25 protein-coding genes are annotated in these 26,940 nt (G+C 59.7%); 17 read left to right on the top strand and 8 right to left on the bottom strand.

Features of this window, described 5'->3' with window-relative positions; all coding sequences use genetic code 11:
- Positions 1-73: 73 nt before the first annotated feature.
- The 9 genes from E4021_RS11005 (at position 74) to fcl (ending at position 12,159) form a co-directional block, all read left to right on the top strand.
- Complete coding sequence (locus E4021_RS11005; protein ID WP_136459362.1) at positions 74-1,327, top strand: WcaI family glycosyltransferase; 1,254 nt, start codon at positions 74-76, stop codon at positions 1,325-1,327.
- Entirely contained in the window at positions 1,306-2,724 is a 1,419-nt protein-coding gene (locus E4021_RS11000; protein WP_136459360.1) for an exopolysaccharide biosynthesis polyprenyl glycosylphosphotransferase, read from the top strand. Before E4021_RS11005 ends, E4021_RS11000 begins: the two co-directional genes overlap by 22 nt.
- 82 nt (positions 2,725-2,806) lie before the next feature.
- Positions 2,807-3,958: a glycosyltransferase family 4 protein gene (locus tag E4021_RS10995; protein ID WP_136459358.1), complete on the top strand. Its 1,152-nt coding sequence runs from the start codon at positions 2,807-2,809 to the stop codon at positions 3,956-3,958.
- A 2-nt stretch (positions 3,959-3,960) separates the two neighbouring features.
- Positions 3,961-5,076: a GDP-mannose 4,6-dehydratase gene (gmd, locus tag E4021_RS10990; RefSeq protein ID WP_136459356.1), complete on the top strand. Its 1,116-nt coding sequence runs from the start codon at positions 3,961-3,963 to the stop codon at positions 5,074-5,076.
- A gap of 352 nt (positions 5,077-5,428) precedes the next feature.
- Entirely contained in the window at positions 5,429-7,057 is a 1,629-nt protein-coding gene (locus E4021_RS10985) for a DUF1800 domain-containing protein (RefSeq protein ID WP_168797564.1), read from the top strand.
- 13 nt (positions 7,058-7,070) lie between these two features.
- Positions 7,071-8,633 carry a DUF1501 domain-containing protein gene (locus E4021_RS10980; protein ID WP_136459352.1) on the top strand — a complete coding sequence of 521 codons (1,563 nt, stop codon included), beginning with the start codon at positions 7,071-7,073 and terminating at the stop codon, positions 8,631-8,633.
- A gap of 180 nt (positions 8,634-8,813) precedes the next feature.
- Positions 8,814-9,773, top strand: a complete 960-nt coding sequence (locus tag E4021_RS10975; RefSeq protein WP_136459350.1) for a UDP-glucuronic acid decarboxylase family protein — start codon at positions 8,814-8,816, stop codon at positions 9,771-9,773.
- A gap of 121 nt (positions 9,774-9,894) precedes the next feature.
- Complete coding sequence (locus tag E4021_RS10970) at positions 9,895-11,217, top strand: UDP-glucose dehydrogenase family protein (protein WP_136459348.1); 1,323 nt, start codon at positions 9,895-9,897, stop codon at positions 11,215-11,217.
- Between the two features lie 9 nt (positions 11,218-11,226).
- Entirely contained in the window at positions 11,227-12,159 is a 933-nt protein-coding gene (gene fcl / locus E4021_RS10965; protein ID WP_136459346.1) for a GDP-L-fucose synthase, read from the top strand.
- 196 nt (positions 12,160-12,355) lie between these two features.
- On the opposite strand, the gene sucD is transcribed toward fcl, so the two are convergent.
- From sucD to carA, 4 genes are all read right to left on the bottom strand, one after another.
- Positions 12,356-13,228 (bottom strand): succinate--CoA ligase subunit alpha, encoded by an 873-nt coding sequence (sucD, locus tag E4021_RS10960; RefSeq protein WP_136459344.1) that lies wholly within the window; start codon positions 13,226-13,228, stop codon positions 12,356-12,358.
- A 47-nt stretch (positions 13,229-13,275) separates the two neighbouring features.
- On the bottom strand, positions 13,276-13,593 hold the full coding sequence (locus E4021_RS10955; RefSeq protein WP_136459342.1) for a hypothetical protein: 318 nt from the start codon (positions 13,591-13,593) through the stop codon (positions 13,276-13,278).
- A 100-nt stretch (positions 13,594-13,693) separates the two neighbouring features.
- Entirely contained in the window at positions 13,694-14,995 is a 1,302-nt protein-coding gene (gene eno / locus E4021_RS10950; RefSeq protein ID WP_136459340.1) for a phosphopyruvate hydratase, read from the bottom strand.
- Positions 14,996-15,087: 92 nt separating this feature from the next.
- Positions 15,088-16,197, bottom strand: coding sequence for a glutamine-hydrolyzing carbamoyl-phosphate synthase small subunit (carA, locus tag E4021_RS10945; RefSeq protein WP_136459338.1), 1,110 nt, complete (start codon positions 16,195-16,197; stop codon positions 15,088-15,090).
- Positions 16,198-16,337: 140 nt separating this feature from the next.
- Here carA and E4021_RS10940 point away from each other — a divergent pair, with 140 nt between their 5' ends.
- From E4021_RS10940 to E4021_RS10930, 3 genes are all read left to right on the top strand, one after another.
- Positions 16,338-18,056 carry a GMC oxidoreductase gene (locus tag E4021_RS10940; RefSeq protein WP_246050278.1) on the top strand — a complete coding sequence of 573 codons (1,719 nt, stop codon included), beginning with the start codon at positions 16,338-16,340 and terminating at the stop codon, positions 18,054-18,056.
- 245 nt (positions 18,057-18,301) lie between these two features.
- The gene (locus E4021_RS10935) at positions 18,302-19,159 is read left to right on the top strand and encodes a hydroxypyruvate isomerase family protein (RefSeq protein ID WP_136459336.1); all 858 of its coding nucleotides are present in this window, start codon (positions 18,302-18,304) and stop codon (positions 19,157-19,159) included.
- Complete coding sequence (locus E4021_RS10930) at positions 19,156-19,737, top strand: hypothetical protein (protein ID WP_136459334.1); 582 nt, start codon at positions 19,156-19,158, stop codon at positions 19,735-19,737. The genes E4021_RS10935 and E4021_RS10930 overlap by 4 nt, the downstream gene beginning before the upstream one ends.
- On the opposite strand, the gene E4021_RS10925 is transcribed toward E4021_RS10930, so the two are convergent.
- On the bottom strand, positions 19,718-20,035 hold the full coding sequence (locus tag E4021_RS10925; protein ID WP_136459332.1) for a hypothetical protein: 318 nt from the start codon (positions 20,033-20,035) through the stop codon (positions 19,718-19,720). The genes E4021_RS10930 and E4021_RS10925 overlap by 20 nt on opposite strands.
- A gap of 112 nt (positions 20,036-20,147) precedes the next feature.
- On the opposite strand from E4021_RS10925, the gene E4021_RS10920 reads away from it, so the two are divergent.
- The 3 genes from E4021_RS10920 to E4021_RS10910 all read left to right on the top strand — a co-directional run bounded on the left by E4021_RS10920 (position 20,148) and on the right by E4021_RS10910 (position 22,529).
- On the top strand, positions 20,148-20,966 hold the full coding sequence (locus tag E4021_RS10920) for a 2,3,4,5-tetrahydropyridine-2,6-dicarboxylate N-succinyltransferase (protein ID WP_136459330.1): 819 nt from the start codon (positions 20,148-20,150) through the stop codon (positions 20,964-20,966).
- A 109-nt stretch (positions 20,967-21,075) separates the two neighbouring features.
- Positions 21,076-22,212 (top strand): DNA replication/repair protein RecF, encoded by a 1,137-nt coding sequence (gene recF, locus E4021_RS10915; RefSeq protein WP_136459328.1) that lies wholly within the window; start codon positions 21,076-21,078, stop codon positions 22,210-22,212.
- A gap of 11 nt (positions 22,213-22,223) precedes the next feature.
- Entirely contained in the window at positions 22,224-22,529 is a 306-nt protein-coding gene (locus tag E4021_RS10910; RefSeq protein WP_136459326.1) for a DUF721 domain-containing protein, read from the top strand.
- Positions 22,530-22,600: 71 nt separating this feature from the next.
- Here the strand turns inward: E4021_RS10910 and E4021_RS10905 are convergent, their stop codons facing one another.
- Positions 22,601-23,305, bottom strand: a complete 705-nt coding sequence (locus E4021_RS10905; RefSeq protein ID WP_211097007.1) for an endonuclease III domain-containing protein — start codon at positions 23,303-23,305, stop codon at positions 22,601-22,603.
- Between the two features lie 623 nt (positions 23,306-23,928).
- Between E4021_RS10905 and E4021_RS10900 the strand changes: the two genes are divergently transcribed.
- Entirely contained in the window at positions 23,929-24,414 is a 486-nt protein-coding gene (locus tag E4021_RS10900; RefSeq protein ID WP_136459324.1) for a single-stranded DNA-binding protein, read from the top strand.
- 200 nt (positions 24,415-24,614) lie between these two features.
- On the opposite strand, the gene nadC is transcribed toward E4021_RS10900, so the two are convergent.
- On the bottom strand, positions 24,615-25,481 hold the full coding sequence (gene nadC / locus E4021_RS10895; protein WP_136459322.1) for a carboxylating nicotinate-nucleotide diphosphorylase: 867 nt from the start codon (positions 25,479-25,481) through the stop codon (positions 24,615-24,617).
- A gap of 99 nt (positions 25,482-25,580) precedes the next feature.
- Between nadC and E4021_RS10890 the strand changes: the two genes are divergently transcribed.
- Positions 25,581-26,183, top strand: coding sequence for an HD domain-containing protein (locus tag E4021_RS10890; RefSeq protein WP_136459320.1), 603 nt, complete (start codon positions 25,581-25,583; stop codon positions 26,181-26,183).
- A gap of 10 nt (positions 26,184-26,193) precedes the next feature.
- On the opposite strand, the gene E4021_RS10885 is transcribed toward E4021_RS10890, so the two are convergent.
- Complete coding sequence (locus tag E4021_RS10885; RefSeq protein WP_136459318.1) at positions 26,194-26,910, bottom strand: SCO family protein; 717 nt, start codon at positions 26,908-26,910, stop codon at positions 26,194-26,196.
- Between the last annotated feature and the right edge of the window lie 30 nt (positions 26,911-26,940).

Here is a 26,940-nt window from a genome sequence, read left to right as displayed (position 1 = left end):
TAAATCCCAGTTAGCCCGCCCTGAAAAGCGGGTGTCTCTAAACCCCCGGGTTGATACCGGCGGGCTATATATCGTGAAAGTACTAATCTACGGCATCAACTTTGCCCCGGAACTGACCGGCATTGGCAAGTATTCGGGTGAAATGGCGGCCTACTTCGCCGCTCAGGGTGACGAGGTGGAAGTCATCACCGCTCCCCCCTATTACCCCCATTGGAAGGTAAAATCGGGTTACGTCAACGCGTACCGGGAAGAGAATATCGATGGCGTACGGGTATTGCGCAGCCCCCTGTACGTGCCCGAGGAGGTAACCGGTCTGCGGCGCATCCTGCATGAGATGAGTTTCGTGCTCAGTTCCCTGCGATACTGGATACCCCGCTACTTCCGCTCCTATGATGCCATCATCTGCGTGAGTCCGCCCTTTCACCTCGGCTTTCCCGCCTTGCTGCATCAGTGGTTGCACGGTACGCCCGTCATCAATCACATCCAGGACCTGCAGGTAGACGCGGCCCGCGACCTGGGCATCATCCGGCAGAACTGGTTGCTGCGGCTGCTGGAACGTTCGGAACGGTGGTTGCTGCAACGCATGACCGCCGTTTCCACGATCAGCGATGGCATGCAGCGAAAGATTCTGCAGAAGGGCATAAACACGGACAAAATTATCATGTTTCCAAACTGGGTAGACGGAGACCTCGTATATCCAGTGTCGCGGAAAGATTCTGCGAGAGAAGAATGGGGTTTTGGCGATAACGATCGCCTGGTATTGTATGCCGGCAATCTCGGCGAGAAGCAGGGATTGGAAAATATTCTTCAACTTGCGGATCGGATGCGCGACGTTCCAGATCTCACCTTCCTAATTATCGGGGAGGGGGGTGCTAAGTCCCGCCTTATGGCGGAGGCCGAAAGACTGGAACTTACCAACGTAATTTTTAAACCCTTACAACCCCTTGACAGATTGGCGGCCAGCCTGGCCGCGGCAGACGTTCATCTGGTTTTGCAGAAAAAAGCTGCAGCCGATCTCGTGATGCCGTCCAAGCTGACCAACATCCTGGCGGTGGGTGGGCATGCTCTCATCACCGCCGAAGCAGGAACTACCCTACATGACCTCGTAAAGGCTCACCATCTCGGAACACTGGTTGCTCCCGAAGACATTGATGCACTGGAACAGGGATTGAGGAAAATTTTAGCGGGCGAATGTGAAACGAATTACCGCGGAGCCCGCACCTTTGCCGCAGAACAGTTAGATAAGCGGAACATCCTTTTTGGTTTTAGACAGATTTTGACACAGAACACTAAACAACACAACACATGGAATTCACCTCTCAGTTAACCGCAACCTCGAGTTCGAGGGTGTTGCGGTCGACGCCACACCGTTACGACCTTATAGCGACTGACTTTTTCCTGATCAATCTTTCCTTCCTGCTGGCCAGTCTTATCACTTATGGGGTACTGGACTACAGCGCCGCGATGACCGGGAGGAACCTTGCGTTGATTGTTTTCGTCAACATTGCCTGGGGCTGGCTCTGCGTTTATTTTAATGCTTACCGCTGGTACGAACGGGTAAGGATGGAGCAGCAACTCTCCAAGGTCTTCAAGATCCTGATCTTTCTGCTCGCTTTCACCTCGCTGTTCTACTACAACGTACTGGGGGAGGCTCCGCACACTCCCTTCATCCTCCTGGCGCACGGACTGGCGCTGATCCTCATTTCCACCGGCCGGGTATTTCACCGCGTCCGGGAAGAAAGCCCCTTTGAAAAGTTCCGCTACGTAGTGGTAGGCGGCAAGGCCGAGAACCTGCAACAGCTGTTCAAGGCCTTTGATTACTGCTTTCCCGGCAGCGCCGAACTGGTGGGCCGCTTCGGCAATACGCCGCACGCCAACGTAACCAACATCGGCAATTACGGCGACCTCATGGATTACCTGAGCACGCAGCCGGACATCGACAAACTGATCTTCTTCTACAGTGACCTTACCCTGGAAGAAGAACGGGAGATCATGCGCATCTGCGAAACCCAGTTCATCGACGTGGAAGTAGCTCCGCGGGAAACCACCCTTTTCCCCCGGACGTACAAAAGCCAACAGCTGGGCGACCTTTCCATGCTCACGCTGAAGGAGGAACCCCTGAACGAACTGCGCAACAAGGTGCTGAAACGGGCCTTTGACCTGGTGGTCAGCAGCCTGGTGATACTGTTCATCTACCCCATCCTGATGCCTATCGTGGCCATCGCGATCTATCGCGAAGACCCGGGCCCCATCTTCTTCCGCCAGGAACGTACGGGTTACCTCAACAAGGTCTTCAAGATGTGGAAGTTCCGTTCCATGCGCATCAACGACCGCGCCGACGACAAGCAAGCCACCCGCGGCGATTCCCGCATCACCAAAGTGGGCGCTTTCCTGCGCCGGACCAGTCTGGACGAGTTCCCCCAGTTCATCAACGTGTTCCTGGGTGACATGTCGGTGGTCGGACCACGTCCCCACATGATCAAGCACACCGAGGAATACTCCCGCCTGATCGACAAATTCATGATCCGCCACAAGGTAAAGCCTGGCGTGACCGGACTGGCGCAGATCAACGGATACCGCGGCCCAACCGACGAGGTTTGGAAGATGGAGAAGCGGGTGGAGTACGACGTATGGTACCTGGAAAACTGGAGCATACTGATGGACATCCGCTGTGTCGTCATGACCGTCTATAACGCCATCAAAGGAGAGGAGAACGCGCTGTAAGCGTCCCTTATCCCATATCCGCCGCATCACGGTATCACGTTTCCCGCACGTGGTACCGTGATGCTTTTTAGAGACTTCCCCTATGAAAATTTTACTCTCCACCCCGGTATTCAAACCGATGGTTGGGGGGATAGAGACCCTCGCCCTGAACACCGCCCGTCACCTGACGGACCGGGGTCACGAAGTGGTAGTGGTCACCCCGATCACCAGCGAGGTGTCCGATAACGAGCCCTTCCGTGTGGTAAGGCAGGCCGCTCCCGGGGAACTGCTGGACCTGGTGCGCTGGTCGGACCTGGTGTTTTGCAACGGCGCCAGCCTTTACATTGCTCCCTATACGCTGCTTGTACGCCGCCCGGTGGTGATGCGCCACGATGGATACCAGGTTTCCTGTATCGACGGGGCGGGATGGTACGCCGGCGGCCCGGCGCCGCTGCGGCCGCTGCCTTCCTTTTGGTATCACCTCAAGCGCGGCAATCCGTTCTTCGCCCTGCGTGGCCTGCTCAAGGTTACTGCCTTGCGGCTGTATGCCAACCACGTTGTCCGGGCCAACGTAGCCATCTCAGACTGGATGAAGGACCGTCATCCGCTTTCGAATCACGTGCGTATTCACAACCCCTTCCCCATTTCCAAATTTGCCGGGGCGCGGAATACCGACGGGAGCTACGATTACGATTTCTTCTTCCTGGGTCGCCTGATCTCGGAAAAGGGGGTGGCCGTCCTGATCGACGCCTTCATCCGCCTTCAAGGTCGTACCGGCAACGCCTACCGCCTCTGCATCATCGGTGACGGTCCGGAACGGAATCACCTGGAGGGACGGGTCACTGCCGCAGGTTTGGACGCATACGTCCATTTTGCCGGCATGACGACTGGCTCCGACCTCATCGACCTACTCCGCCGCTGCCGCATCGCCGTGCTGCCTTCTACCTGGGAGGAGCCCTTCGGGGGGGTCGCGACCGAACTCATGGCCGCGGGCAAGAACCTGATCGTTTCACGCGACGGGGCCCTTTCCGAGTTGGTAGCCGACGCCGGTCTGGCCGTGCCCAACAGCGACGCTGAGGCCCTGAGCGAGGCGATGTACCAACTTGCCTCGGATAAAAACCTGCAAACGCAACACCTCAAACGCGCTGAAACCATTCTTTCCCGTTTCGACGAGGAGCGTTTGATCGACGCTTACGAAAACCTCTTTCTCCGCGTTCACAACAACCAGAGCATTTACCCCATTAAATCAATTTAGCCATGGCCAAGAAAGCAATCATCACCGGAGTGACCGGTCAGGACGGCGCCTACCTCACGGAACTTCTGCTGAAGAAGGGATACGAAGTGCACGGCATCAAGCGTCGTGCCTCCCAGTTCAATACTGATCGGATCGACCACCTGTACCAGGACCCCCACGTATCGGATCGGAACCTCATCCTGCACTACGGCGACCTTACCGACTCAACGAACCTAGTCCGGATCGTACAGGAGGTACAGCCCGATGAGATCTACAACCTGGCGGCCATGAGCCACGTGAAGGTCAGCTTCGAAATGCCCGAATACGCTGCGGACGCGGACGGCATCGGCACTACCCGCCTGCTGGAGGCGATCCGTCTGCTCGGGCTGTCGGAAAAGACACGCTTCTACCAGGCGTCGACTTCAGAGCTTTACGGCCTGGTGCAGGAAGTCCCCCAGTCGGAAACCACCCCCTTCTACCCCCGATCCCCTTACGCGGTAGCCAAGCTGTACGCCTACTGGATTACGGTCAATTACCGAGAGGCCTATAATATGTATGCCTGCAACGGCATCCTGTTTAACCACGAAAGCCCGCTGCGGGGTGAGACCTTCGTGACCCGCAAGATCACGCGTGCCGTAGCCAAGATCGCGCTGGGCCTGCAGCAACACCTCTACCTCGGAAACCTGGACGCACAGCGCGACTGGGGCCACGCCAAGGATTACGTCGAGGGAATGTGGCGGATGCTGCAGCAGGATGAGGCCGACGATTACGTACTGGCTACCGGCGTGACCACCCGGGTGCGCGATTTCGTGCGGATGTCGTTCCGGGAAGTCGGCGTCGAACTGGAATTCAAAGGAGAAGGAGCCGAAGAAACGGGTGTCATCTCGGAAGTACACAATGATGAGTTTCCGCTGCCCGTAGGCACTACCGTCGTCTCGGTAGACCCCCGATACTTCCGACCCACGGAGGTAGAGCTGTTGCTAGGCGACCCCACCAAGGCCAAAACCAAACTGGGCTGGGAACCAACTTACGACCTGGCCACCATGTGCGCCGAAATGGTCAGGGCCGACATTGCGCTCTTCGAGCGGGATCAGCTGCTGAAACGGGAAGGTTTTGAGGTCCGGAACCAATTTGAATAGCCCCCGCAAAAAAATGTTTGTCGATTTGAAAAATAAATTTCGGGGCTCCGCAGTTAACTAATCGACACTTACCCACCCCGGAGACTCAACAATAGCCTAACATTCAGGCCGTTGCCCGGAAGGTGGAAATGAGCTTTCCCGTGTAAGCGAACAGGAGCTTTCACAAATTTGCCCGCCTTCGGTTTGCAAATTATTGTAGGCACCTGTAGTTTTGCTGCCGCTTAGACACCTGAGCATCAGACTTTTTTGTAGTCACACGGTATTCCAATTTGCATAACTCTCTTGATTAGATCTGTACGACGCAAGCCGTATAGGCCTCACCTGATTGTTCTACATTTTAAATACCTGTGATTTGTCCTACCAGTCTAGTCAACGGTTTTCTACGGTTATCGCCCCTTTAACCACCTTCTCCGGAGCCTGGGACCGCCAAAAAGCAGCCCACCTGCTTCGACGCACGGTTCTCGGCCCACGCATCGATGAGATCAACCGGGCCCAGCGCGATGGCCTTAGCCGGACCATCGATCTCCTCCTCAGCCCCATAGCCGTCCCGCCGCCGCCCGTCAAGTATCGCAATGATGACGACGAGTACCTGCAGATGGGAGAAACCTGGGTTGATAAAAGTTGCCGCGGCACCAACCTCTACCGTGCCCACTCCCTGAAGGGATGGTACTACAACAATATGGTCCAGGCGGATCGCCCCTCCAATATTCAGGAGCGGATGTCCTTTTTCTGGCTCAACTACTTCTCGATTTCCGCCCCGAACTCTGACCCGCGGGCCATGTACAAGCATATCCGCCTGTACCAGGAGGAGGCTACCGGTAACCTGCGCAGGATGCTGCAAAAGGTGACGGTGGACCCCAGGATGCTGCGGTGTCTGAATGGCGACGTCAATAGCAAGGCGAACCCCAACGAGAACTACGCCCGTGAGCTCATGGAGCTCTTCACGCTGGGCAAAGGCCCTCAGGTAGGCGACGGAGACTACACCACCTACACCGAGAAGGATGTCGCGGCCCTGGCCCGTGCCCTCACGGGTTGGAAGATCAACAACTATCGCTTTGCCAAGGATGATACTCCGGTAGACAGCCACTTCGACGTAAACGACCACGACACTGGTGACAAGCAACTCAGCAACCGGCTCGGCAACGTCGTTATCAAGAACGCCGGAGCGGACGAATACAAAGTGGTCATCGATATTCTGCTGAAGCAGGAGGCCACCGCCCTTCACTTCTGCCGCGAACTGTACCGCTACTTCGTTTTTCACGACATCAACTCATCGGTTGAAGATCAGATCATCAAGCCCCTGGCCCAGACCCTGCGCAACAACAACTACGAGATCAAGCCGGTACTGAAGCAGCTGCTCTCCTCGGAGCACTTCTTCGAGGCCGCCAATACGGGTGCGATCATCAAGAACCCGCACGACTTCCTGTGCAGCATCGTTCGCCCCTTCAAGGAGTTCTGGCACGACGGTCCGATGAAGGATCTGCGCATGCGCTACGAGCTGGGCGGCAAGTACTGCGATTACATCTACGATCTGGGAATGGAATTCCTGGACCCCCCCACCATTGCCGGCTGGAAGGCCTACTACGATTCGCCCCAGTACTACCGCCACTGGATCAGCCCCGCGCTGATGCAGCGCCGTGTGCAGATCTCAACCGCCATCATCGACGGTGATTTCCACATCAACGGTACGCGGCTGACGATCGACTACTATTCGTTTCTCAAGGCTTTGACGAATCCGCTTGACATTAATTCAGTTATCGATGAGATTGTCCTCATCTTTTTGCCTCGTCCGATTTCCGCACAGCAGACTGCTGCACTGAAGGAAACCATCATGGGTGGACTGGAAGACAAGGAATGGACCATGAGTTGCAGCGATTTTCTCTCCAATCCGGGTAACTCCAATTACTCGAAGCCGATCGAAGGTCGTATGGCTTTATTCTTTGTGGACCTATTCTCTTTAGGCGAATTCCAACTCCAGTAAAACCCTAATTACCATGAAACGTAGAAATTTCCTCCAGACCGCGGCTGCTCTTACCATTCCGACCTTCATGCCCCTTCCCGGCATGAAAGCCAGTAGCTCCCGGTTCACTTCCCTTATCAATTCCGACAGCGATCGGGTACTCGTGATCGTTCACCTGTTCGGCGGCAACGACGGCCTCAATACCGTCATCCCCCTGGATCAGTATGATGGTATCACCGCAGTCCGGCCCCGCCTCTACCTGAAAGCGGATTTGACGCACAAGATCACCGATACGGTGGCGCTGCACCCCAGCATGCAGGGCATGTCCAACATGTTCAAGGACGGTCGCCTCAAGATCATCCAGAGCGCCGGCTATCCCAACCAGAACCGCAGCCACTTCCGCTCCACCGACATCTGGACTTCGGCTTCCAAATCGGATGAGTTCCTGAACACCGGCTGGGTGGGTCGGTACCTGGATTCCCAGCTGCCCGGCTACCCCGCGGGTTACCCCAACCAGACCCAGCCCCACCCCCCGGCGATCTCGATCGGAAACGTTGCCCACCCCACCTGTGAAGGGGTGAAGATCAACTTCAGCCAGACGGTCAATGACCCCCTGAATACGACCGAGCTTTCCGGCGCCATGGCCGACATGTACTCCGGCGACCGCTACGGCGGGGAGTTGAAGTTCATCCAGACCACCATGCAGCAGACCAACGATTACAACAACGTGATCAAGGAAGCGGCTGCCAAAGGCAAGAATGCCGTACCCTACCCCGGCAACTCCAACCCCCTGGCGGTTCAGCTGCAAAAGGTAGCCCGTATGATCAGTGGCGGCCTGAAGACCAAAGTATATACCGTATACCTCGGCGGATTCGACCTGCACGCCAAGCAGGTGGAGGCCAACACCACCATCGGTGCCCACGCCGACCTGCTCCGTCAGGTCAGCGAAGCCATTGACGTCTTCCAGCGCGACATGGTAGCCCAAAATCAGGACGACCGCGTGATGGGAATGACCTTCAGTGAGTTCGGTCGCCGCATCCGGCCCAACGCCAGCTTCGGTACCGACCACGGCACGGCCGGTCCCATGTTCCTCTTCGGAAGCTGCGTCAACGGCGGAATTCTCGGCGATAACGTGGAGGTCGACAAGGACGTAAGCCAGGGTGAAGGTGTACCCATGCAGTTTGACTTCCGCGACGTGTACGGATCCATCCTTGTCGACTGGTTCGACGTTCCGGCCCTCAGCGTTAAGAATATGCTGCATCAGGACTTCAAATACCTGCCCCTCGCCGGGAAGTGTAACGAAGCGGTCAGCGACGGCACCGACAGCACCAGCGAAGGATGGACCTTCGGCGAGCCCTACCCCAACCCGGCACGTAAGGAGGTGTACCTCAACATCGGCAGCCCGGCCAATAACCGGCTCCGCTACTCACTCTTCGACGGTCGCGGTCGCCTGGTCCTGGCCAACGAGATCGCCGTCAACGACAAATCCGACTACCTCCTCTTCTCCCGGCCCAGCCGCCTTTCCTCGGGGACTTACTCCCTGCGCCTGGCTACGGAAACCGGCGGAACCATTTCCCGGAAGGTAGTCTTCGAATAACAACCCTCTTTTCTAGACTAAAGGACACACCCGAAAAGACGCACACTTGTCATGTTACTGTTACCAGGGGAGCCTTACGCTCCCCTGGTTTTGCTTTTAGGGATGTACTTTTCCGGTTGGTAAGCTGTTAAAGAAAAACTTTCCGGCTCGTTTGCCGCTTATTTTCAAGAACCCCCCAGTATGCGTACAGTCTTAATTACCGGTGCCGCCGGATTCCTCGGATCCCACCTTTCGGATCGATTCATTGCGGAGGGATTCCGGGTGGTGGGTATGGACAACCTCCTGACCGGCTCGATGGATAATATCGCCCATCTGATGCCGCTGAAGGAATTCGAATTTTACTACCACGACGTCAGTAAGTTCGTCCACGTACCCGGTGACCTCGACTATATCCTGCACTTCGCCAGTCCGGCCAGCCCGATTGACTACCTAAAGATGCCCATTCAAACCCTGAAGGTGGGCAGCCTGGGTACCCACAACCTCCTCGGACTGGCCAAGGCCAAGCAGGCCCGCATGCTGATCGCCTCCACCAGCGAGGTCTACGGTGACCCACTCGAGCACCCCCAGCAGGAGACCTACTGGGGCAACGTCAACCCCGTCGGCCCCCGTGGCGTCTACGACGAGGCCAAGCGCTTCCAGGAGGCCATGACGATGGCTTACCACACCTTCCACGGACTCGAGACGCGTATCGTGCGCATCTTTAATACCTACGGACCCCGCATGCGCCTCAACGACGGCCGCGTACTGCCCGCCTTCTTCAGCCAGGCCATCCGCGGCCAGGGGCTCACCGTCTTCGGCGACGGCAGCCAGACGCGCTCTTTCTGCTACGTTGACGACCTCGTGGAGGGCATCTACCGCCTGTTGATGAGCGACTACGCCCAGCCGGTCAACATCGGCAACCAGGACGAGACCACCATCATGCAGTTTGCCGAGGAGATCATGGAACTCGTAGGTAACCCCGACGCCTATCTCGACCGCCGCCCCCTGCCCACCGACGACCCGAAGGTGCGGCAGCCCGACATCACCCTGGCCAAGAAATTGCTAGGCTGGTCGCCGAAGGTCAGCCGCGAAGAAGGACTGCGGCGCACCCTGCCGTACTTCCTGGAAACCGTAGCCCAGGCCGACGCCCAAAAGAAATAACCTCCGGCGGCTACGGGTTTAGTCCCTCTCGGCCCGGCTCTTTGATGGAGCATGGCACCCGCGCGCCGCCGCCCTATTATTCCATTTAACCCCACTTAACTCACATTTTACTCCCTACACTATGAAAATTGCAGTAGTTGGGACCGGATACGTTGGACTCGTTACCGGAACCTGTTTTGCCGAAACCGGCAACGAAGTAGTGTGCGTCGATATCGACGCCGCCAAAGTGAAACGCATGCAGAACGGCGAAGTGCCGATCTACGAACCCGACCTGGACGTGCTCTTCGAGCGCAACCACCGGCAGGGCCGCCTCAAATTCACCACCGACCTGAAGGAAGCCGTTGACGCTTCCGATATCATATTCCTGGCCCTGCCCACTCCTCCGGGCGAGGACGGGTCCGCCGACCTCCGTTACATCCTGGGCGTTGCCAAGGACCTCTCCAAACTGATCACGAAGTACACCATCGTCATCGACAAGAGTACCGTGCCCGTAGGTACGGCCGAGAAGGTACACGCCGCCCTGGCCGAAAACCTCGACGAAAGCCTCTTCGACGTGGTCTCCAACCCGGAATTCCTGCGGGAAGGGGTAGCCGTGGACGACTTCCTCAAGCCCGACCGCGTGGTAATCGGCACCGACAGCCAGCAGGCTGAGGACAAACTGCGCCGCCTCTACGAGCCCTTCGTACGCAGCGGCAACCCGATCATCTTCATGGACCTCCGTTCGGCCGAGATGACCAAGTACGCCGCCAACTCCTACCTCGCCACCCGGATTTCCTTCATGAACGAAATCGCCAACCTTTGTGAAAAGGCCGGCGCCGACGTAGACGCCGTGCGCCGCGGCATGGGCAGCGACTCCCGCATCGGCAAACGCTTCCTGTTTCCCGGGGTCGGCTACGGCGGATCTTGCTTCCCCAAGGACGTGCAGGCACTGGCCCACACGGCCGGTCAGCACGACTACAGTTTCCGCATCCTGAACGCGGTCATGGACGTCAACACCAAGCAGCGCTTCCGCATTGCCGACAAGATCGAGGCCTACTTCGGCGACGACCTTTCGAACCGCACCATCGCCCTCTGGGGACTGGCGTTTAAGCCCAATACCGACGATATCCGGGAAGCCCCGGCCCTCTACACCATCGACCGCCTGCTGGAAGCCGGTGCCAAGGTGCGCACCTTCGATCCGGAGGCCACCGAGCACGTACGCGCCCTTTACGGCGACAAGCTGACCTACTGTGCCGATCAGTACGAGGCCCTGGAAGGAGCCGACGCCCTGGCCATCGTGACCGAGTGGAGCGTCTTCCGCACGCCCGACTTCGACAAGATGAAGAACCTGCTCAGCAGCCCGATCATATTCGACGGGCGTAACCTCTACGACACCGCCCGGATGCAGGAGGCCGGATTCCATTACGACAGCATCGGCCGTCAGCCCGTCGGAGCACAAGACTAGGTGGCCGACATGAATCCCGATCAGAAAATATACGTTGCGGGCCACCGCGGCATGGTTGGCTCGGCCCTGGTGCGCAAACTGCGCAGCCTCGGGTACGAGAACATCGTGACGCGTACGAGCCGGGAACTGGACCTGCGCCAACAGGAGGCGGTCCAGGACTTCTTCGCCGACGAACGCCCGGATTACGTATTCCTCGCGGCCGCCAAGGTGGGCGGCATTATGGCCAACAACACCTACCGCGGACAGTTCCTCTACGACAACCTCATGATCGAGGCCAACGTCATCGAGGCCGCCCGCGTCCACGAGGTGAAGAAGCTGCAGTTTCTCGGCTCCTCCTGCATCTACCCGAAGATGGCCCCCCAGCCCCTGACGGAAGACGCCCTGCTGACCGGCCCCCTGGAGCCGACCAATGAGCCCTACGCCATCGCCAAGATCACGGGGATCAAACTCTGCGACGCTTACCGCTCAGAGTACGGTTGCGACTTCATCTCCGTGATGCCGACCAACCTCTACGGCCCGAACGACAACTACGACCTGCAAAGCAGCCACGTACTACCGGCCCTGATCCGCAAGTTCCACGAAGCGAAAAAGGAAAACCGCCCGGAAGTCGTGATGTGGGGCACCGGCTCCCCGAAACGGGAGTTCCTCCACGCCGATGACCTGGCCGATGCCTGCGTGTTCCTCATGCAGAATTTCAGCGACTACGGTTTCGTCAACGTCGGTACCGGCGAAGACCTCAGCATCCTCTCCCTGGCGGAGACGATCAAGGAAGTGGTCGGCTACGAAGGCAAGATCACCAAGGACCCCACCAAACCCGACGGCACCCCCCGCAAGCTGATGAACGTGGATAAACTCCACGCCATGGGCTGGCACCACCGGATCGACCTGCGGGACGGGATTGAACGGGTGTACGCTGAACTTGAGGACCAGGACTGGTACTGATATCTTTATTTTGGAAGGATCGCCTACGACAAAGGGCGTCGAGATTGCTCTCGACGCCCTTTTTTTGTGGTCGCGGCCGGAGGCCGCATTTTGCTGGCGCGGTCTGGAGACCGCTTCGTACTGGCGCGGTCGGGAGACCGCGTTTTGCTTGCGCGGCCTGAGGCCGCGTTGTACCGTCGCGGTCTGAGACCGCATTTTACCGGCCGAGGGCGCGGGCCATGGTGGTGCCGATATCGGCGGGGCTCTTGACCACGTGCAGACCGCATTCCTCCATGATCTTCATCTTGGCTTCGGCGGTGTCTTCGTGGCCACCGACGATGGCGCCGGCGTGGCCCATGGTGCGGCCTTTGGGGGCCGTCTGACCGGCGATGAAGCCGACGACGGGCTTGGTGCCGTGCTCCTTGATGTAGCGGGCGGCGTCGGCTTCCATGGTGCCGCCGATCTCACCGATCATGATGATACCTTCCGTGTCGGGGTCGTTCATGAGCAGCTCCACGGCGTCCTTAGTGGTGGTGCCAATGATGGGGTCACCGCCGATGCCGATGCAGGTGCTCTGGCCCATACCGGCCTTGGTTACCTGGTCAACGGCCTCGTAGGTGAGGGTGCCGGAGCGGCTCACGATGCCGATCTTACCGGGGGTGTGGATGAAGCCGGGCATGATGCCGCACTTGGCCTGTCCGGGGGTGATCACGCCGGGGCAGTTGGGGCCGATCAGGCGGGTATCGTAATCGTTGATGTAGGAGCGCACCTTCACCATATCCTGAACGGGAATGCCCTCGGTGATACAGATGATGACCTTGATCCCGGCGGCGGCGGCCTCCATAATGGCGTCGGCGGCGAAGGGCGGGGGTACGAAGATGACGGATACGTCGGCGCCGGCCTCCTTGACGGCTTCGGCTACGGTGTTAAAGACCGGGCGGTCCAGGTGGGTCTGTCCTCCCTTTCCGGGGGTTACGCCGCCTACGACGTTGGTTCCGTACTCGATCATTTGCTCGGCGTGGAAGCTTCCTTCCTTACCGGTGATACCCTGTACGATTACATTTGAATCTTTGGTGACTAGTACTGCCATCTGTATTGTTAACTGTTTTTTGGGTTGCGTTGAAATTCCGGTAACCCCTATTGATCGACGATAATAAAGACATCCTCATCGTCCTGCTGCATATAGTAGTTCTCGCGGGCAAAGCGCTCGCGGTTCTGCTCCATGTCCAGCTTTTCCGCTTCGGCCTCCGCGGTCAGCCGGTCGTAGCGTTCCAGATCGGCTTCGAGCCGGTTCACGGTACGGTGAAGGCGGAACTGGGTAGACAGGTCGTGACGGTCAATAAAGATCATCAGGACCAGGAACAGCAGTAAAGTCACGAAGTACCGGTTCCGCAGGTAGGGCGGTACGCGCATCCAAAGTGCGGTAAGGGGGTTCTGGGCTTTACGGGAGGCCATGTGCGACAGGTCAGGGTTGTCGGGTGAAGATAGGAAATAAGGGTGTAGCAGGTAGCGAACAGCCCACGTCGGTTTCGCGGACCGTTCGCTACCTCCTCACTTACTTCCCGCGCCCGATCTTGCGGAGCAGGTCGCGCCCGGGGAAGTAGGCGGTTTCGGCCAGTTCCTCCTCGATGCGCAGCAGTTGGTTGTATTTGGCGATCCGGTCCGAGCGACTGGCGGAGCCGGTTTTGATCTGTCCGGTGTTCAGGGCCACGGCCAGGTCGGCGATGGTGGTATCTTCCGTCTCGCCGCTGCGGTGGCTCATCACGCTGGTGTAGCCGGCGCGGTGGGCCATGCTTACGGCGTCGATGGTCTCGGTGAGCGAACCGATCTGGTTGACCTTGATGAGGATGCTGTTGGCGCTGCTCTCCTTGATGCCGCGGCTCAGGCGTTCGGTGTTGGTCACGAAGAGGTCGTCGCCCACCAGCTGGCAGCGGTCGCCGATGGCGCTGTTGAGGGCCGTCCAGGCACTCCAGTCGTCCTCGTCCAGTCCGTCCTCAATGCTAAAGATCGGGTACTTGTCGACCCAGCCTTTCCAGTAGTCGACCATGCCGGCGCTCTCGATCTGGCGGCCGTCGGATTTGTGGAACTTGTACACGCCTTCCTTGCTGTCGTAGAACTCGGAAGCGGCGGCATCCATGGCGATCATGATGTCGTCGCCGGGCTGGTAGCCGGCTGACTCAATGGCTTTCAGGACGATCTCAATGGCCTCCTCGTTGCTCTTGATATTGGGGGCAAAACCACCTTCGTCGCCCACGTTCGTGCTGTAGCCTTTGTTCTGCAGCACCTTCTTGAGGTGGTGGAAGGTCTCTACGCCCATGCGCAGCGCTTCACTGAAGGTATCCGCGCCGAGGGGCAGGATCATGAATTCCTGGAAGTCGATGCTGTTGTCCGCGTGGCTGCCGCCGTTGAGGATGTTCATCATCGGCACCGGCATCGTGTGGGCGTTCACCCCGCCGATGTAGCGGTACAGGGGCTGGTTGAGTTCCAGCGCGGCGGCTTTCGCGGCGGCCAGGCTGACGCCCAGGATGGCGTTGGCGCCCAGCTTGCTTTTGTTCGGGGTACCGTCGAGCTCGATCATCGTCTCGTCGATGTAGCGCTGGTCGGTCACGTCGACGCCCAGGAGCTCCTCGGCGATCTTTTCCTCCACGTTATCAACGGCCTTGAGTACTCCCTTGCCGAGGTAGACGTCCTTGTCCCCGTCGCGCAGTTCCACGGCTTCGTATTTGCCGGTGCTGGCTCCGCTCGGTACGGCGGCACGGCCGATGGCTCCCTCGGCGGTCACCACTTCTACTTCTACGGTGGGGTTGCCGCGGCTGTCCAGAATTTGGCGGGCGCGGATATCAAGGATACTACTCATAGTTGGGTTGATTTCTGTTTTAAGTCTTGGTGGCGCGGCGGTCCTGCCGGCGGGCGGCGGAGCGCGGGTGCCGGGCGGGGTCGTCGCGCGCGCTAGTTCTTGTGGTTCCGCTCCTTGATCAGGTCAATGAACTGATCGAAGAGGTAGGCGGCGTCGTGCGGACCAGGGCTGGCCTCAGGGTGGTACTGTACGCTGAAGGCCGGCTTGCCCACGATCCGGATGCCCTCGATGGTATCGTCGTTGAGGTTGCGGTGGGTGATCTCCACAATATCGAGGTTTTGCTCGATGGCCTCCGGGCTCACCCCGAAGCCGTGGTTCTGGCTGGTGATCTCGCTCTTGCCGGTGATGAGGTTCTTCACGGGATGGTTAATGCCGCGGTGGCCGTGGTGCATCTTGTAGGTGGGGATCCCGACGGCGCGGGCCAGGATCTGGTGGCCGAGGCAGATGCCGAACATGGGCTTGTCTTCCCGGAGCATCCCCTGGGCCGTTTCCACGGCGTAATCCATGGCACCCGGGTCGCCGGGGCCGTTGCTGATGAAGAGTCCGTCGGCGCCGAAGGCGTTTATCTCCTCCATTGAAGCGCGGGCGGGGAACACCTTCACGTAGCAGTCGCGCTTTACGAAGTTGCGCAGGATGTTCTTCTTAGTACCGAGGTCGAGCACCGCTACCCGGATCGGGGCGTCGGGGTCGCCAAGGGTGTAGGCCTCCGTGGTGGTCACCTGGCTGCTCAGTTCCAGCCCCTCCATATCGGGGGCGGCGTCGAGTTGCCGCTTCAGGTCCTCCAGGTCAAAATTATCGCTGGAGATGATGGCGTTCATGGCCCCCTTGCTGCGGATGTGGCGGACGATGGCGCGGGTATCCACGTCGCTGATCCCGACCACGCCTTCTTTCTCGAAGTAGTCCTGGATGGAGGACTGGGCCTGGTGGCGGCTGTAGGGGACGGTGAAGTTCTTACAGATCAGTCCGGCGATCTTCACGTTATCCGATTCCACGTCGCTGTCCTTGATGCCGTAGTTGCCGATGTGGGCATTGGTGGCGACGAGGATCTGGCCGTAGTAACTGGGATCGGTAAAGATCTCCTGGTAGCCCGTCATTCCGGTATTGAAACAGATTTCTCCGGTGGTGGTCCCGATCTTTCCGGCGGCTTTGCCTTCGTAGGTGGTTCCGTCTGCCAGCAGCAGTATCGCGCGTTGTTCGCTCATATTTTGACGGGGCTTGTACGTGGTGGCCGCAAAGATAGACAATTCGATGCGTGGGTGAGGATTGTGCGAATAATACCTGCGGCGCGCGCCTCCGGACAGTACCGGATAGTTGCGCGCATTCGATGGCTTAATTTGTCCACGTGAAAGGAAAAGAAGCACACACCTACGATGCCATCGTGGTCGGAACGGGCATCAGCGGGGGTTGGGCCGCCATGGAACTGTGCCGCGCCGGCCTCAAGACCCTGGTGCTCGAGCGGGGCCGCCACGTGGTCCACGGCGATTACCCCACCGCTACCCTCGACACCTGGGACCTCCCCTTCCGCAACGAGGTCCCGGCGCGGGAGATTCGCGCGCACTACCCCAAGCTTAGCCGCAAGGATTACATCACCAAGCAGGCCAGCAAGCACTGGTTCGTCAAGGACGACGAATACCCCTACACCGAAAAGCGGCGCTTCGACTGGATCCGCGGCTACCAGACCGGAGGCCGCAGCCTCATGTGGGGCCGGCAGTGCTACCGCCTGAGCGACCTCGACTTCAGCGCCAACGCCCGCGACGGCATCGCCATCGACTGGCCCATCCGCTACGCCGAACTGGAGCCCTGGTACGACTACGTCTCACGCTTCGTGGGGGTGACTGGCCGCGCCGAGCAACTCGCGCACCTGCCCGATGGACCCTTCCTGCCCGAAATGCCCTTCAACTGCGCGGAAAGCCTGTTCCGCGACCGGGTGCAGGCCCGCTTCCCCGATCGCCGCGTGACGCCCGGCCGCGCCGCTCACCTTACGGCCTATGACCCGGCGGTCCACCTCGGCACCCGGGGCAACTGCCAATACCGCGACCGCTGCATCCGCGGCTGTCCGTACGGGGGATACTTTTCCAGTAACTCCGGAACCATCCCCGTCGCGGCCGAGACCGGCAACCTCACCCTGGTCAATAATGCCGCCGTGCGGGAAGTGATCTACGACGCCGACGCGGGCCGCGCCACCGGCGTGCGGGTCCGACTGTCGGAAACCGGAGAGGACACCGAATACTTCAGCCGCGGCGTGATCTTCCTCAACGCCTCCACCCTGAATACGGCCGCCATCTTGCTGGCCAGCACTTCCGACAGTCAGCCCAACGGCCTCGGCAACAACAACGACCAGGTGGGCCGCAACATCATGGACCACCACCACCGCATCGGGGCCTCGGGCAATTTTGACGGCTATACCGACAAGATCGAAAAGGGGCGCAAGCCGAACGGCTTCTACATTCCCCGCTTCGTCAACCTCGGCGACCGCGACACCAAACGCGACTACCTGCGCGGCTTCGGCTACCAGGGTGGGGCCAGCCGGGCGGGCTGGTGGCGCCTGATCCGGGAGACCGACCTTACCCTCGGCCCCGAACTCAAGGAAAAACTGCTGGAGCCCGGCGGCTGGACCGTCGGCATGACCGCCTTCGGAGAATGCCTGCCCAATCCGGATAACCGGGTGACCCTAAACCACGACCTGCTGGACAAGGACGGGTTACCCACCCTCACCATGGACGTGGCCTTCGGGGAAAATGAAAAACGCATGCGCGACGACATGGACACCGCGGCCGCCGAGATGCTGGAGGCCGCCGGCGCCCGTAACGTAAGCACCTACCGGACCCCCGCCCACCCCGGGTTCTCGATCCACGAAATGGGTTCCGCTCGGATGGGCAACGACCCGCGCACCAGCGTCCTAAACCGGCACAACCAGATCTGGGACGCCCCCAATGTTTACGTTACCGACGGATCGGCCATGGTCAGTACCGCCTGCGTGAACCCCAGCCTGACCTATATGGCCCTGACGGCCCGGGCGGTCGACCACGCCGTCGGTGAACTCAACCGACAAAATCTTTAGCGCCCTGTACGGGCCGGCACGGCATTCCCGCAGCGGCCGGCACCCGCGTGCAACGCCAATACCCGAGGGGGAACGAAGGGATCGCTATAGCCTCTATCTGGCCCGAGGGCTTAAGGGTTACCCACCCTTTCTTTTACATTCCCATCCGGCGGACCGGCAATTCCGGACGCCCGGGATTTGTGCCGGATTGTCAAGCTGACAATTCCCTATCTTGAAGCCGCATTACCACCTTAAACGTCTGCATCATGAATCGCCGCAACGCCCTCAAAAGTGCCGCCCTTGGACTGGGCGCCCTTAGTCTTTCCAACGCCATCTGCGCCACCGACCAGGCCACGGCCGGAAAGTACAAGACCAACCACAGCACCTGTCTGTGGTGCTACAACGGAATCCCCCTGGAAGAACTGGCCGAGCGCGGCAAGGACATTGGCCTGCAGAGTATCGAGCTGACCACCGTAGACCAGTGGCCCGTGCTGAAAAAGCACGGCCTGACCTGCGCCATGGGCACCCACAGCAATTTCAGCATCGAAACCGGCTGGAACGACCCGGCCAACCACGCCAAGCTGCAGGAGCAGTACAAACAGGTAATCAAGGACGCGGCCGACCACGAAATTCCCAACGTCATCGTCATGAGTGGCAACCGCCGCGGCATGAGCGACTTCGACGGGATGCGCAACTGCGCCGTGGGCCTGCGCCCCATCGTAAAGCTTGCCGAAGAGGCCGGCGTGACCGTGCAGATGGAATTGCTGAACAGTAAGGTCAACCACCCCGACTATATGTGCGACCACACCGCGTGGGGGGCCGGACTGGCCGAAATGATCGGCTCCGACCGTTTCAAGCTGCTGTACGACATCTACCACATGCAGATCATGGAGGGCGACATCATCGCCACGATTCAGAAATACCACCCTTACATCGGCCATTACCACACCGGCGGCGTACCCGGACGGCACGAGATCAACGACAGTCAGGAGCTCAACTACCCGGCCATCGTACGCGCCATCCACGAAACGGGCTTCCAGGGCTTCATCGCCCAGGAGTACATCCCGACCTACGAGGACAAGATCGCGGCACTGGAAGAGGGGCTGCGTATCTGCGAGGTATGAAAACGCCGCCCTACCAGCTGATTGCTACCGTAGGGAGCATCCTCCTCGTCGCGTTCGTGTTGGCGGCCTACCGTTTCTTTCCCGGCCAACTGCCGCCGTGGACCTTCACGCTGGCGTGGGTAGTGGCGGCACTGGTGCTGCTGGGCACGGTTATGGAACTGTGGCTGATGTGGCGGGACTACCGCGCCGGCTACCTCTTCCCCATGCGCAACGCCTCCCTGTTCATCCTGCTGTTCAGCGTGATCGGGCTGCCGGCCTACCTGGTGTTCGCAGGGGCGACGGGGCGTGAATTGGGCCCCGCTACCCTGCTGCTCGTACCGGTATTTCTGGCCTTCGCTACGCGTAACCTGTTCCGCGTACGGATCGACAACCTCACCCTCCAAGCCAAGACCGGCTTCCGGGCTCCCGTGGAAGTTCCGCTGTTTCAGATCACCGAGGTGAGCGGCACGGAAGACAAGATCACCGTGCATTCCGAAGGGCACCGGCCGGTCCAACTGCTGCGGGTGTTTTTCCTGGCCTCCCACTGGCGGGCCCTGCGCGACCGACTTGGCGAACTGGCTACGACTCGTACGCCGTAGACGCCCGCAGCACCCGGAAGAAATAATAGAGGATTGCCACCACGAGCGCCGCGCTCAGCAGATAGGCCCAAAGCGGGGTGACCAGTACCTCCTCTGCACTCTCCGACAAGGATCCTCCGGCACTGAACAAGAAGAGCCCCGACCGTTGGCCCCGGTCATGCTCCGAAGCAGTGTGGCTCCTCCACGCCTCGTGCCGGCGCGAAGCGACCGCCGCGTCCTCACGTTCCCGGTCCCAAAGTGGATCGGGTAGGCCTTTGGGAGCCGGCCCCGAAAGAAAGGCGGTGGACGGAAGTATCATGTTAACCGGTAAAGCTTTGCCGGACAAGATAATCGCAGAAGCAGTAACGGCGGGCATCCGGGCGTTTTTCCGCATCTTTGCCGCTTCAGGATACACCCCAAAAACCACCAATATGCAAGACCTCCGCACCGCCATCGAAGCCGCCTGGGAACAGCGCGACCTGCTCAAGGAGCGGGATACCCAGCAGGCCATCAACGCCGTCATTGAGGAACTGGACAAGGGCCGGCTGCGCGTAGCGGAGCCTGGCGCGGACGGCGAATGGCAGGTCAACGACTGGGTGAAGAAGGCCGTCGTGCTCTATTTCCCCATCCGGCAGATGGAGACCATCGAGGTCGGTCCCTTTGAATTCCACGACAAGATGGCCCTGAAGAAAGACTACGCTGCCATGGGCGTTAGGGTGGTGCCCCACGCCGTGGCCCGTTACGGGGCTTTCCTGGAGAAGGGCGTGATCATGATGCCCAGCTACGTCAACATCGGTGCCTGGGTGGGCAGCGGCACCATGGTCGACACCTGGGCTACCGTGGGCAGCTGCGGACAGATCGGCCGCAACGTCCACCTGAGCGGCGGCGTAGGCATCGGTGGCGTGCTGGAACCCCTGCAGGCCACCCCCACCATCATCGAAGACGACTGCTTCATCGGCTCACGGTCCATCGTGGTGGAGGGCGTACGCGTGTGCAAGGAGGCCGTACTGGGCGCCAACGTGGTGCTGACCCAGAGTACCCGCATCATCGACGTGACCGGCGACGAACCGGTGACCCACCGCGGCGTGGTCCCCGAGCGCTCGGTGGTCATCCCCGGCAGTTACACCAAGTCCTTCCCGGCCGGCGATTACCAGGTGAGTTGCGCCCTGATCATCGGCCAGCGCAAGGAAAGCACCGACAAAAAGACCAGCCTGAACGCCGCCCTGCGGGAGCACGACGTAGCGGTGTAGGGATCGCGGACGCGAACCACCCTGCCCGGCCCCTGTATTCCATCCCTGCACCCGCGGCCGCGCCCAGTGCTGCCAACGGGTAGATTGTATCCGGTAAACCGTAATCCACTTGCACCTTTCCTCCCTGAAACTGACCCAGTTCAAGAACTACGCGCGACAGACGCTCGCGTTCAGTCCGCGGCTGAACTGCTTCGTAGGGTTCAACGGGGCGGGCAAGACGAACCTGCTCGAGGCGATCTACTACCTGTGCATGAGCAAGGGCTACGGGAGCCTGGCCGACCAATACAACATCCGCCACGGCGACGCCGGTGCCCGGCTGGAGGGCATTTTCCAACTCGACGACGACCGGGAAGACCGGATCGTAGTAAAACTGCGCAAGCGGCAGCGCAAGGTGATCGAGCGCAACGGCACCGCCTACGAACGCATCAGCGAGCACGTGGGCCGCTACCCCGTGGTGATCGTGACCCCGGACGATATCAGTCTGGTACTGGAAGGCAGCGCCACCCGCCGCCGCCTCCTCGACAACAGTCTGAGCCAGACGGACCCGTGCTACCTCAACCACCTGATCACCTACAACAAGCTCCTCGAGAACCGCAACGCGCAGCTCAAGGAATTGGACGGCCGCCCCGACACTTCCGGCTTGCTCTCGGTCTACGACGAGCAGCTGCGGGAGCCGGCGAACTACATTTACAAGAAACGCCGCGCCTTCGTGGGGCCCTTCACCGAGCTGCTGCTGGAGGCCTACGCCGCGATCAGCGGGCAGCGGGAGGAAGTCGGGCTGGAGTATAAATCGCACCTCACGGACCACAGCTGGGAGGATCTCCTGCGGGAGCGCGCGGAAAAGGACCGCGTCCTTCAGCGGACCACCGGCGGGATCCACCGCGACGACCTCATCTTCACCCAGGACGGCCATCCCCTGCGGCGGGTGGCGAGTCAGGGGCAGTTAAAATCTTTCGTCCTGTCCCTTAAACTGGCCCAGTACCGGCTGCTGGAGCAGAGCACCAACCGCACCCCGATCCTGCTGCTCGACGACATCTTCGACAAGCTCGACCACGAACGTGTGCGGCAGTTGCTGGAATTGGTGATGACCTCGGCCTTCGGTCAGCTCTTCATCACCGACACCGATCCGGAACGCATCAGTGCCCTGGTGAGCCGCCTGCAGGGGGTCGACTGGCAACGCTTTATCGTTGCCGAGGGCGTCGCACGCAACGAAGCGGAGTGGAAGCGGTTCTTAGAAGAAGAATAGCCGTCGCCGCCATGTACAAAAAGATACCCCCCAAGCCCGAGCCGCAGGAACTCAAGCAAGCCTTCCTGCGCCTGCTCCGCAACCAGAAGAACGAGGCCGGCTACTTCAAGGCACGTACCAAGTTGGTGTGGGAGAAATTCTTCGGCAAACACACGGCCGACAACACCCGCGATTTCCTGGTCCGCAACCACAAGCTCTACGTCTACGTCACGAACGCCCCGCTGCGCAATCAATTGACCATGGTCCGGGAAGGCATACGCCAGCGGCTGAATGAGGAATTTGGGGAGGAGTATTTTTTGGAGGTGGTGATTAAGTAGTTCTTTAGTACTATAGGCTTTTAGTTCTTTAGTCTTTTAGTTCTTTAGTTCTTTAGGGGTATGCTGTCTGGCTATCGGCTGTTGGTGACGCCGATCCGGGCGCAGTCGTCGAAGACGGGGCAGGTGCTGCAGCGGGGGCGCGTTCCGGTGCAAACGTGTTTGCCGAAGGGGACCAGCACGCGGTTGATCTCAATCCAGAGGTCTTGGGGAAGTTTTTGGGTGAGCGCGTCGCGGGTCTTATCCGGCGAGGAGGTGGCTACGTAGCCCCAGCGATTGGTGATGCGGTGCACGTGGATGTCAACGGCAATGACGGGCCGGTCGAGGGCCACCCCGAGGGCCAGGCTCGCGACCTTGGGTCCTACGCCGCGGAAGGCAATCAGTCGGTCGTAGTCGGCGGGGGTGACGCCGCCGTAATCGTCGACGATGGTTTGGCTGAGGGCGAGAATGTTGTCGGCCTTGGCGGGCGCGAAGGTAGCCTCGCTGATGGTCTGTATAATAGTTTCCCGATCCAGTCGCACCATTTCGGCGGGGGTGCGGGCGAGGCTGAAGAGGCGACGGCTCACTTCCGTGCTTACCTCATCGTACGTTCGCACGCTCAGCAGACTGCTAACCAACTGTTCGTAAAGACTGCCGTAGCCCTCGTCTCGCAGACCGAACATCGCGGCGGGGGGCTTGTCGGCTACGGCTGCGGCGCACCGCTCCAGCACGGAGTGAATCGGAAAATCGCTCATGGCTTGGTAACTGGCGCTGCGGGACGATTTGTTCGTAGATGCCATCGCCTCGCGATGTTGCCAAATGTTCCCCGCCGCCCCGCAACTTTCATGCGTTGTAGCTAATCTGTCTGATGCCCGGAAGCCTGGTTTATCAATACCGGCCTGCCAGTTCCCGCAAAATCACATTACCGCCGGGTCGTGAGGTCATGTGGGGAAGTCCAATCTTGACTTCACCATCGTCGAAACCTTGCTGGGTAAGCACCGGCCGTAAGTTCTTCAACACTCCCCCGTGCCATTCATGGGCAGGCCGCATGCCTTCCCATTTCCGTTGAAATCAGATAAGCCTCAGGGGGGCGCGGCCGCGGGTGCCGACATCCGCAAACGGTGCCGGGCGGGAGAAAAAAGATCAAAAAAAATACAGATCGCCCGATAAATGCAATTGCTTGTAAATCAGAACATTGTATGATAGTTAACCGTATTTAAACGTCTATATACGTATTTAAACGCAAGTAAACGCATAATTGACGATTAGCGGTTTGGAGTGCGCTCACCTTTGTCCTGTCACCAACCGAAACCACCGTGTGCTGCTTCACGGGTCGCTTCACTGGGGGCGCATTTCATCACCAATGCTCGTATCCACTTATTCATGCGACAACGGGTACGAGCCATTATCAACTCCTTTTATTATGCAAGTACGTAACAGTGTAACCCTTATCGGCAACGTAGGCCAGCTCCCCGCCATCAAGACGCTTTCGAGCGGCAGCCGGGTGATCGAGTTCAGTTTCGCCACCAACGACACCTACCGCAACCGCGAGGGGGAAAAGGTCACCCGCACCGAGTGGCACCAAGTCAAGGCCTTCGGCAAGGTCGTGGACGTCCTGGAGCGCTACGTCACCAAGGGCAGTGCCCTGGCGATTACCGGCACCCTGCGGTACCGCAAGTGGACGGACAAGTTCGAGCAGAACCGCGTGTCCACCGAGATCATCCTCGACCAGTTCACCTTTTTGGGCGGCCGGGACGACAAGTCTTACCAGGCCGGGCAAAACGAAGACGAGGAGGCTTCTGAGGCTTCCATGTTGGCCGCCGAGCCCGCTCCCAAGAAGACCGCGAAGCGGCGGGGTAAAAAGGCGGCCGCGGCCGTCGTCACCCCAGCCGAAGACCTGCCCTTTTAAGACCGGGGCATACATCCCTTACGTCCCTTGATTGCTAACCGGGATCGTCGGGGAGGGATTTTTGCAACCCAATGAAGCCTCGCCGGCACCGGGTACGTCACCAGTAGACCGACTTAGAGAAAACCAGGCACGTTTCATCCCCACCGGTAGCTGTAGAGGCAGGACCGGTATCCACCCCCCGGGGTCGGATGCCGGTCTTTTTATTTTACCACCTTCAGGCTCAGGTCGAGGCTGACGGCCGAGTGGGTTAGCGCTCCGACGGAAATGTAGTTCACGCCGGTTTCAGCCACCTTCCGGATGCTTCCCAGGGTGATGCCTCCACTGGCTTCCGTCTCGAAGCGACCGCCGATGTGGGCCACGGCTTCCCGCAGCAGGGGCAGTTCGAAGTTGTCGAGCATGATGCGGTCGACCTGACCCACTTCCAGCACTTCCATCAGTTCCACGAGGTTGCGGACCTCCACGGTGATCGGCAGTTGCATATCGTTCTCGCGGAAGAAGGCCTGGACCCCCTCGATGGCCTTGGTGATCGAGCCGGCGGCGTCGATGTGGTTGTCCTTGATCATGATGCGATCGTAGAGGCCGTCGCGGTAGTTGTGGGCGCCGCCGAGGCGTACGGCCCACTTTTCCAGGAACCGCAGGTTGGGGGTGGTCTTGCGGGTATCGAGCACCTTCACCGGCAGGTCCTCCACCTCGAAGGCGTAGCGGTTGGCCAGGGTGGCGATGCCACTCATCCGTTGCATGGTGTTCAGCACGAGGCGCTCGGCCTGGAGCAGGGCGCGGGAGTTGCAGGTCACGTAGAAGGCTTCGTCGCCGACGTGCATGTAATCACCGTCCTCCATCCGCTGATCGAATTCCGCCTTGGGGTCCACCGTCAGGAAGATCATCTTGGCCATCTCTACGCCCGCAAGTACGCCGACGTCCTTGACCAGGAGGCGGGCCGTATCCCGCTTGGTGGCCGGAATGGTAGCTTCGCTCGTGAAATCGCCGGGCCCAACGTCTTCCGCCAGGGCTTCGTTGATAAATTGCAGGATCCGTTGCCGCAGGGTTTCGTCTATGTTAGCCGCCATATGGTTACTTTGGAGTTCCGCCACGTTCGGGACGGATGTTTCAGTTAGGTCTCGGGCCGCAAAGGTACGCCTTCAGTCGGCCCTATTAAATTACATCCCGTGGTCAAACCATTTTTTGATGATCTCGTGCGGCGGCTCCCCACGGCCGGTCTGAACTGGAACAATCTTCGCCGCGCGTACGCCGGACGGCCCTACCATAACCTGGAGCACCTCGAGGAAATGGTTGCACACCTGCCGCGCCACCGGCCCCCGGCCGACGCCGACATGCTGGGCGTTGCCCTGCTTTACCACGACATCGTCTACAAACCCACCCGCATCGACAACGAGGAGCGCAGTGCGCAGTCTGCCGTCCGGGACCTGCAGCAGATGAGTGATCTCGCGGCGGATCGGGTCGATCGGTGCCGACAACTTATCCTGGCCACGAAGGACTACCAACCCTCCGACCGGGACGATGGCGATGAAGCCCTGCTGGTCGACCTGGACCTGGTGGTACTGGCCCGCGATCCGGCCGGTTACGCCCAATACGCCGCCGCCCTGCGGCAGGAATACTGGATGCTGCCCTACTTCACCTTCCGGCCCAAGCGTTCCGAAGCCATTACGGCCTTCCTGGACCGGCCGCACATTTATCATACCGACTACGGCAGGGAACATTACGAAGCCCAGGCGCGGGAAAACCTGTGGCGGGAACTACGCGACCTCTAGGCTCAGCGGCTTACCGCGCGGAGCCGTCCTCGTCGTCGAGCAGCAATTGAATGTCCTCCATCAGGTGGTCAACTTCTTCTTCCACCAGTCCGCTGGCGTAGGCGCGCACGTACCCTTCCCGGTCGACAAGCACTAGGTACCCGCTGTGGTCGAATCCACCGGGCGCAGCGTCGTTTTCCAGGGCTACGCTCAAGTAATCCTCGTCCAGGTCGTAAATCTCGAATTTATCGCCCTGAATGAACCGCCAACGGTCCATATCCTCGATACCCAGCTTTTGGGCGTACTCGGTCATGCGTTCCGGGGTATCCCGCTTCGGGTCTACGGTGAAGGAGACCAATTGAAAGTCGGGGTTATCCTTGAATCGCTCTTCCAAGCGCAGCATCTGGCTCTTGACCTTGGGGCAGATGGTAGGGCAGGACGTGAAGAAAAAGTCGGCTACGTAGACCTTTCCCCGCAATTCGCTGGTCCCGAAGGGCCGGTTAGACTGGTCGATGTATTCCCAATCCCGCACCGGCTGCGGGTCTACTTCCCCGGTGACCGGATCGGTGGGGTGGTTGCCGGGGTAGCCGAGGGTATCCACGAGGATCAGTCCGGACTCCGGATCAATAGGGTGATGCTGCAGGTAGCCGGGGGCGTGCTCGGGGTCGATCCCGTTCTCATGGTCGTGACCGCAGGCGATTACGAAGAAGGAGAGGACAGACAGCAGTACGAGGGAACGAATGCGCATAATTTTTACTTAGTGGTCCGGTAGGACCTG

The organism is Neolewinella litorea (assembly GCF_004803465.1).
Taxonomy (GTDB): domain Bacteria; phylum Bacteroidota; class Bacteroidia; order Chitinophagales; family Saprospiraceae; genus Neolewinella; species Neolewinella litorea.
This window is presented reverse-complemented; position numbering and strand designations above follow the sequence as displayed.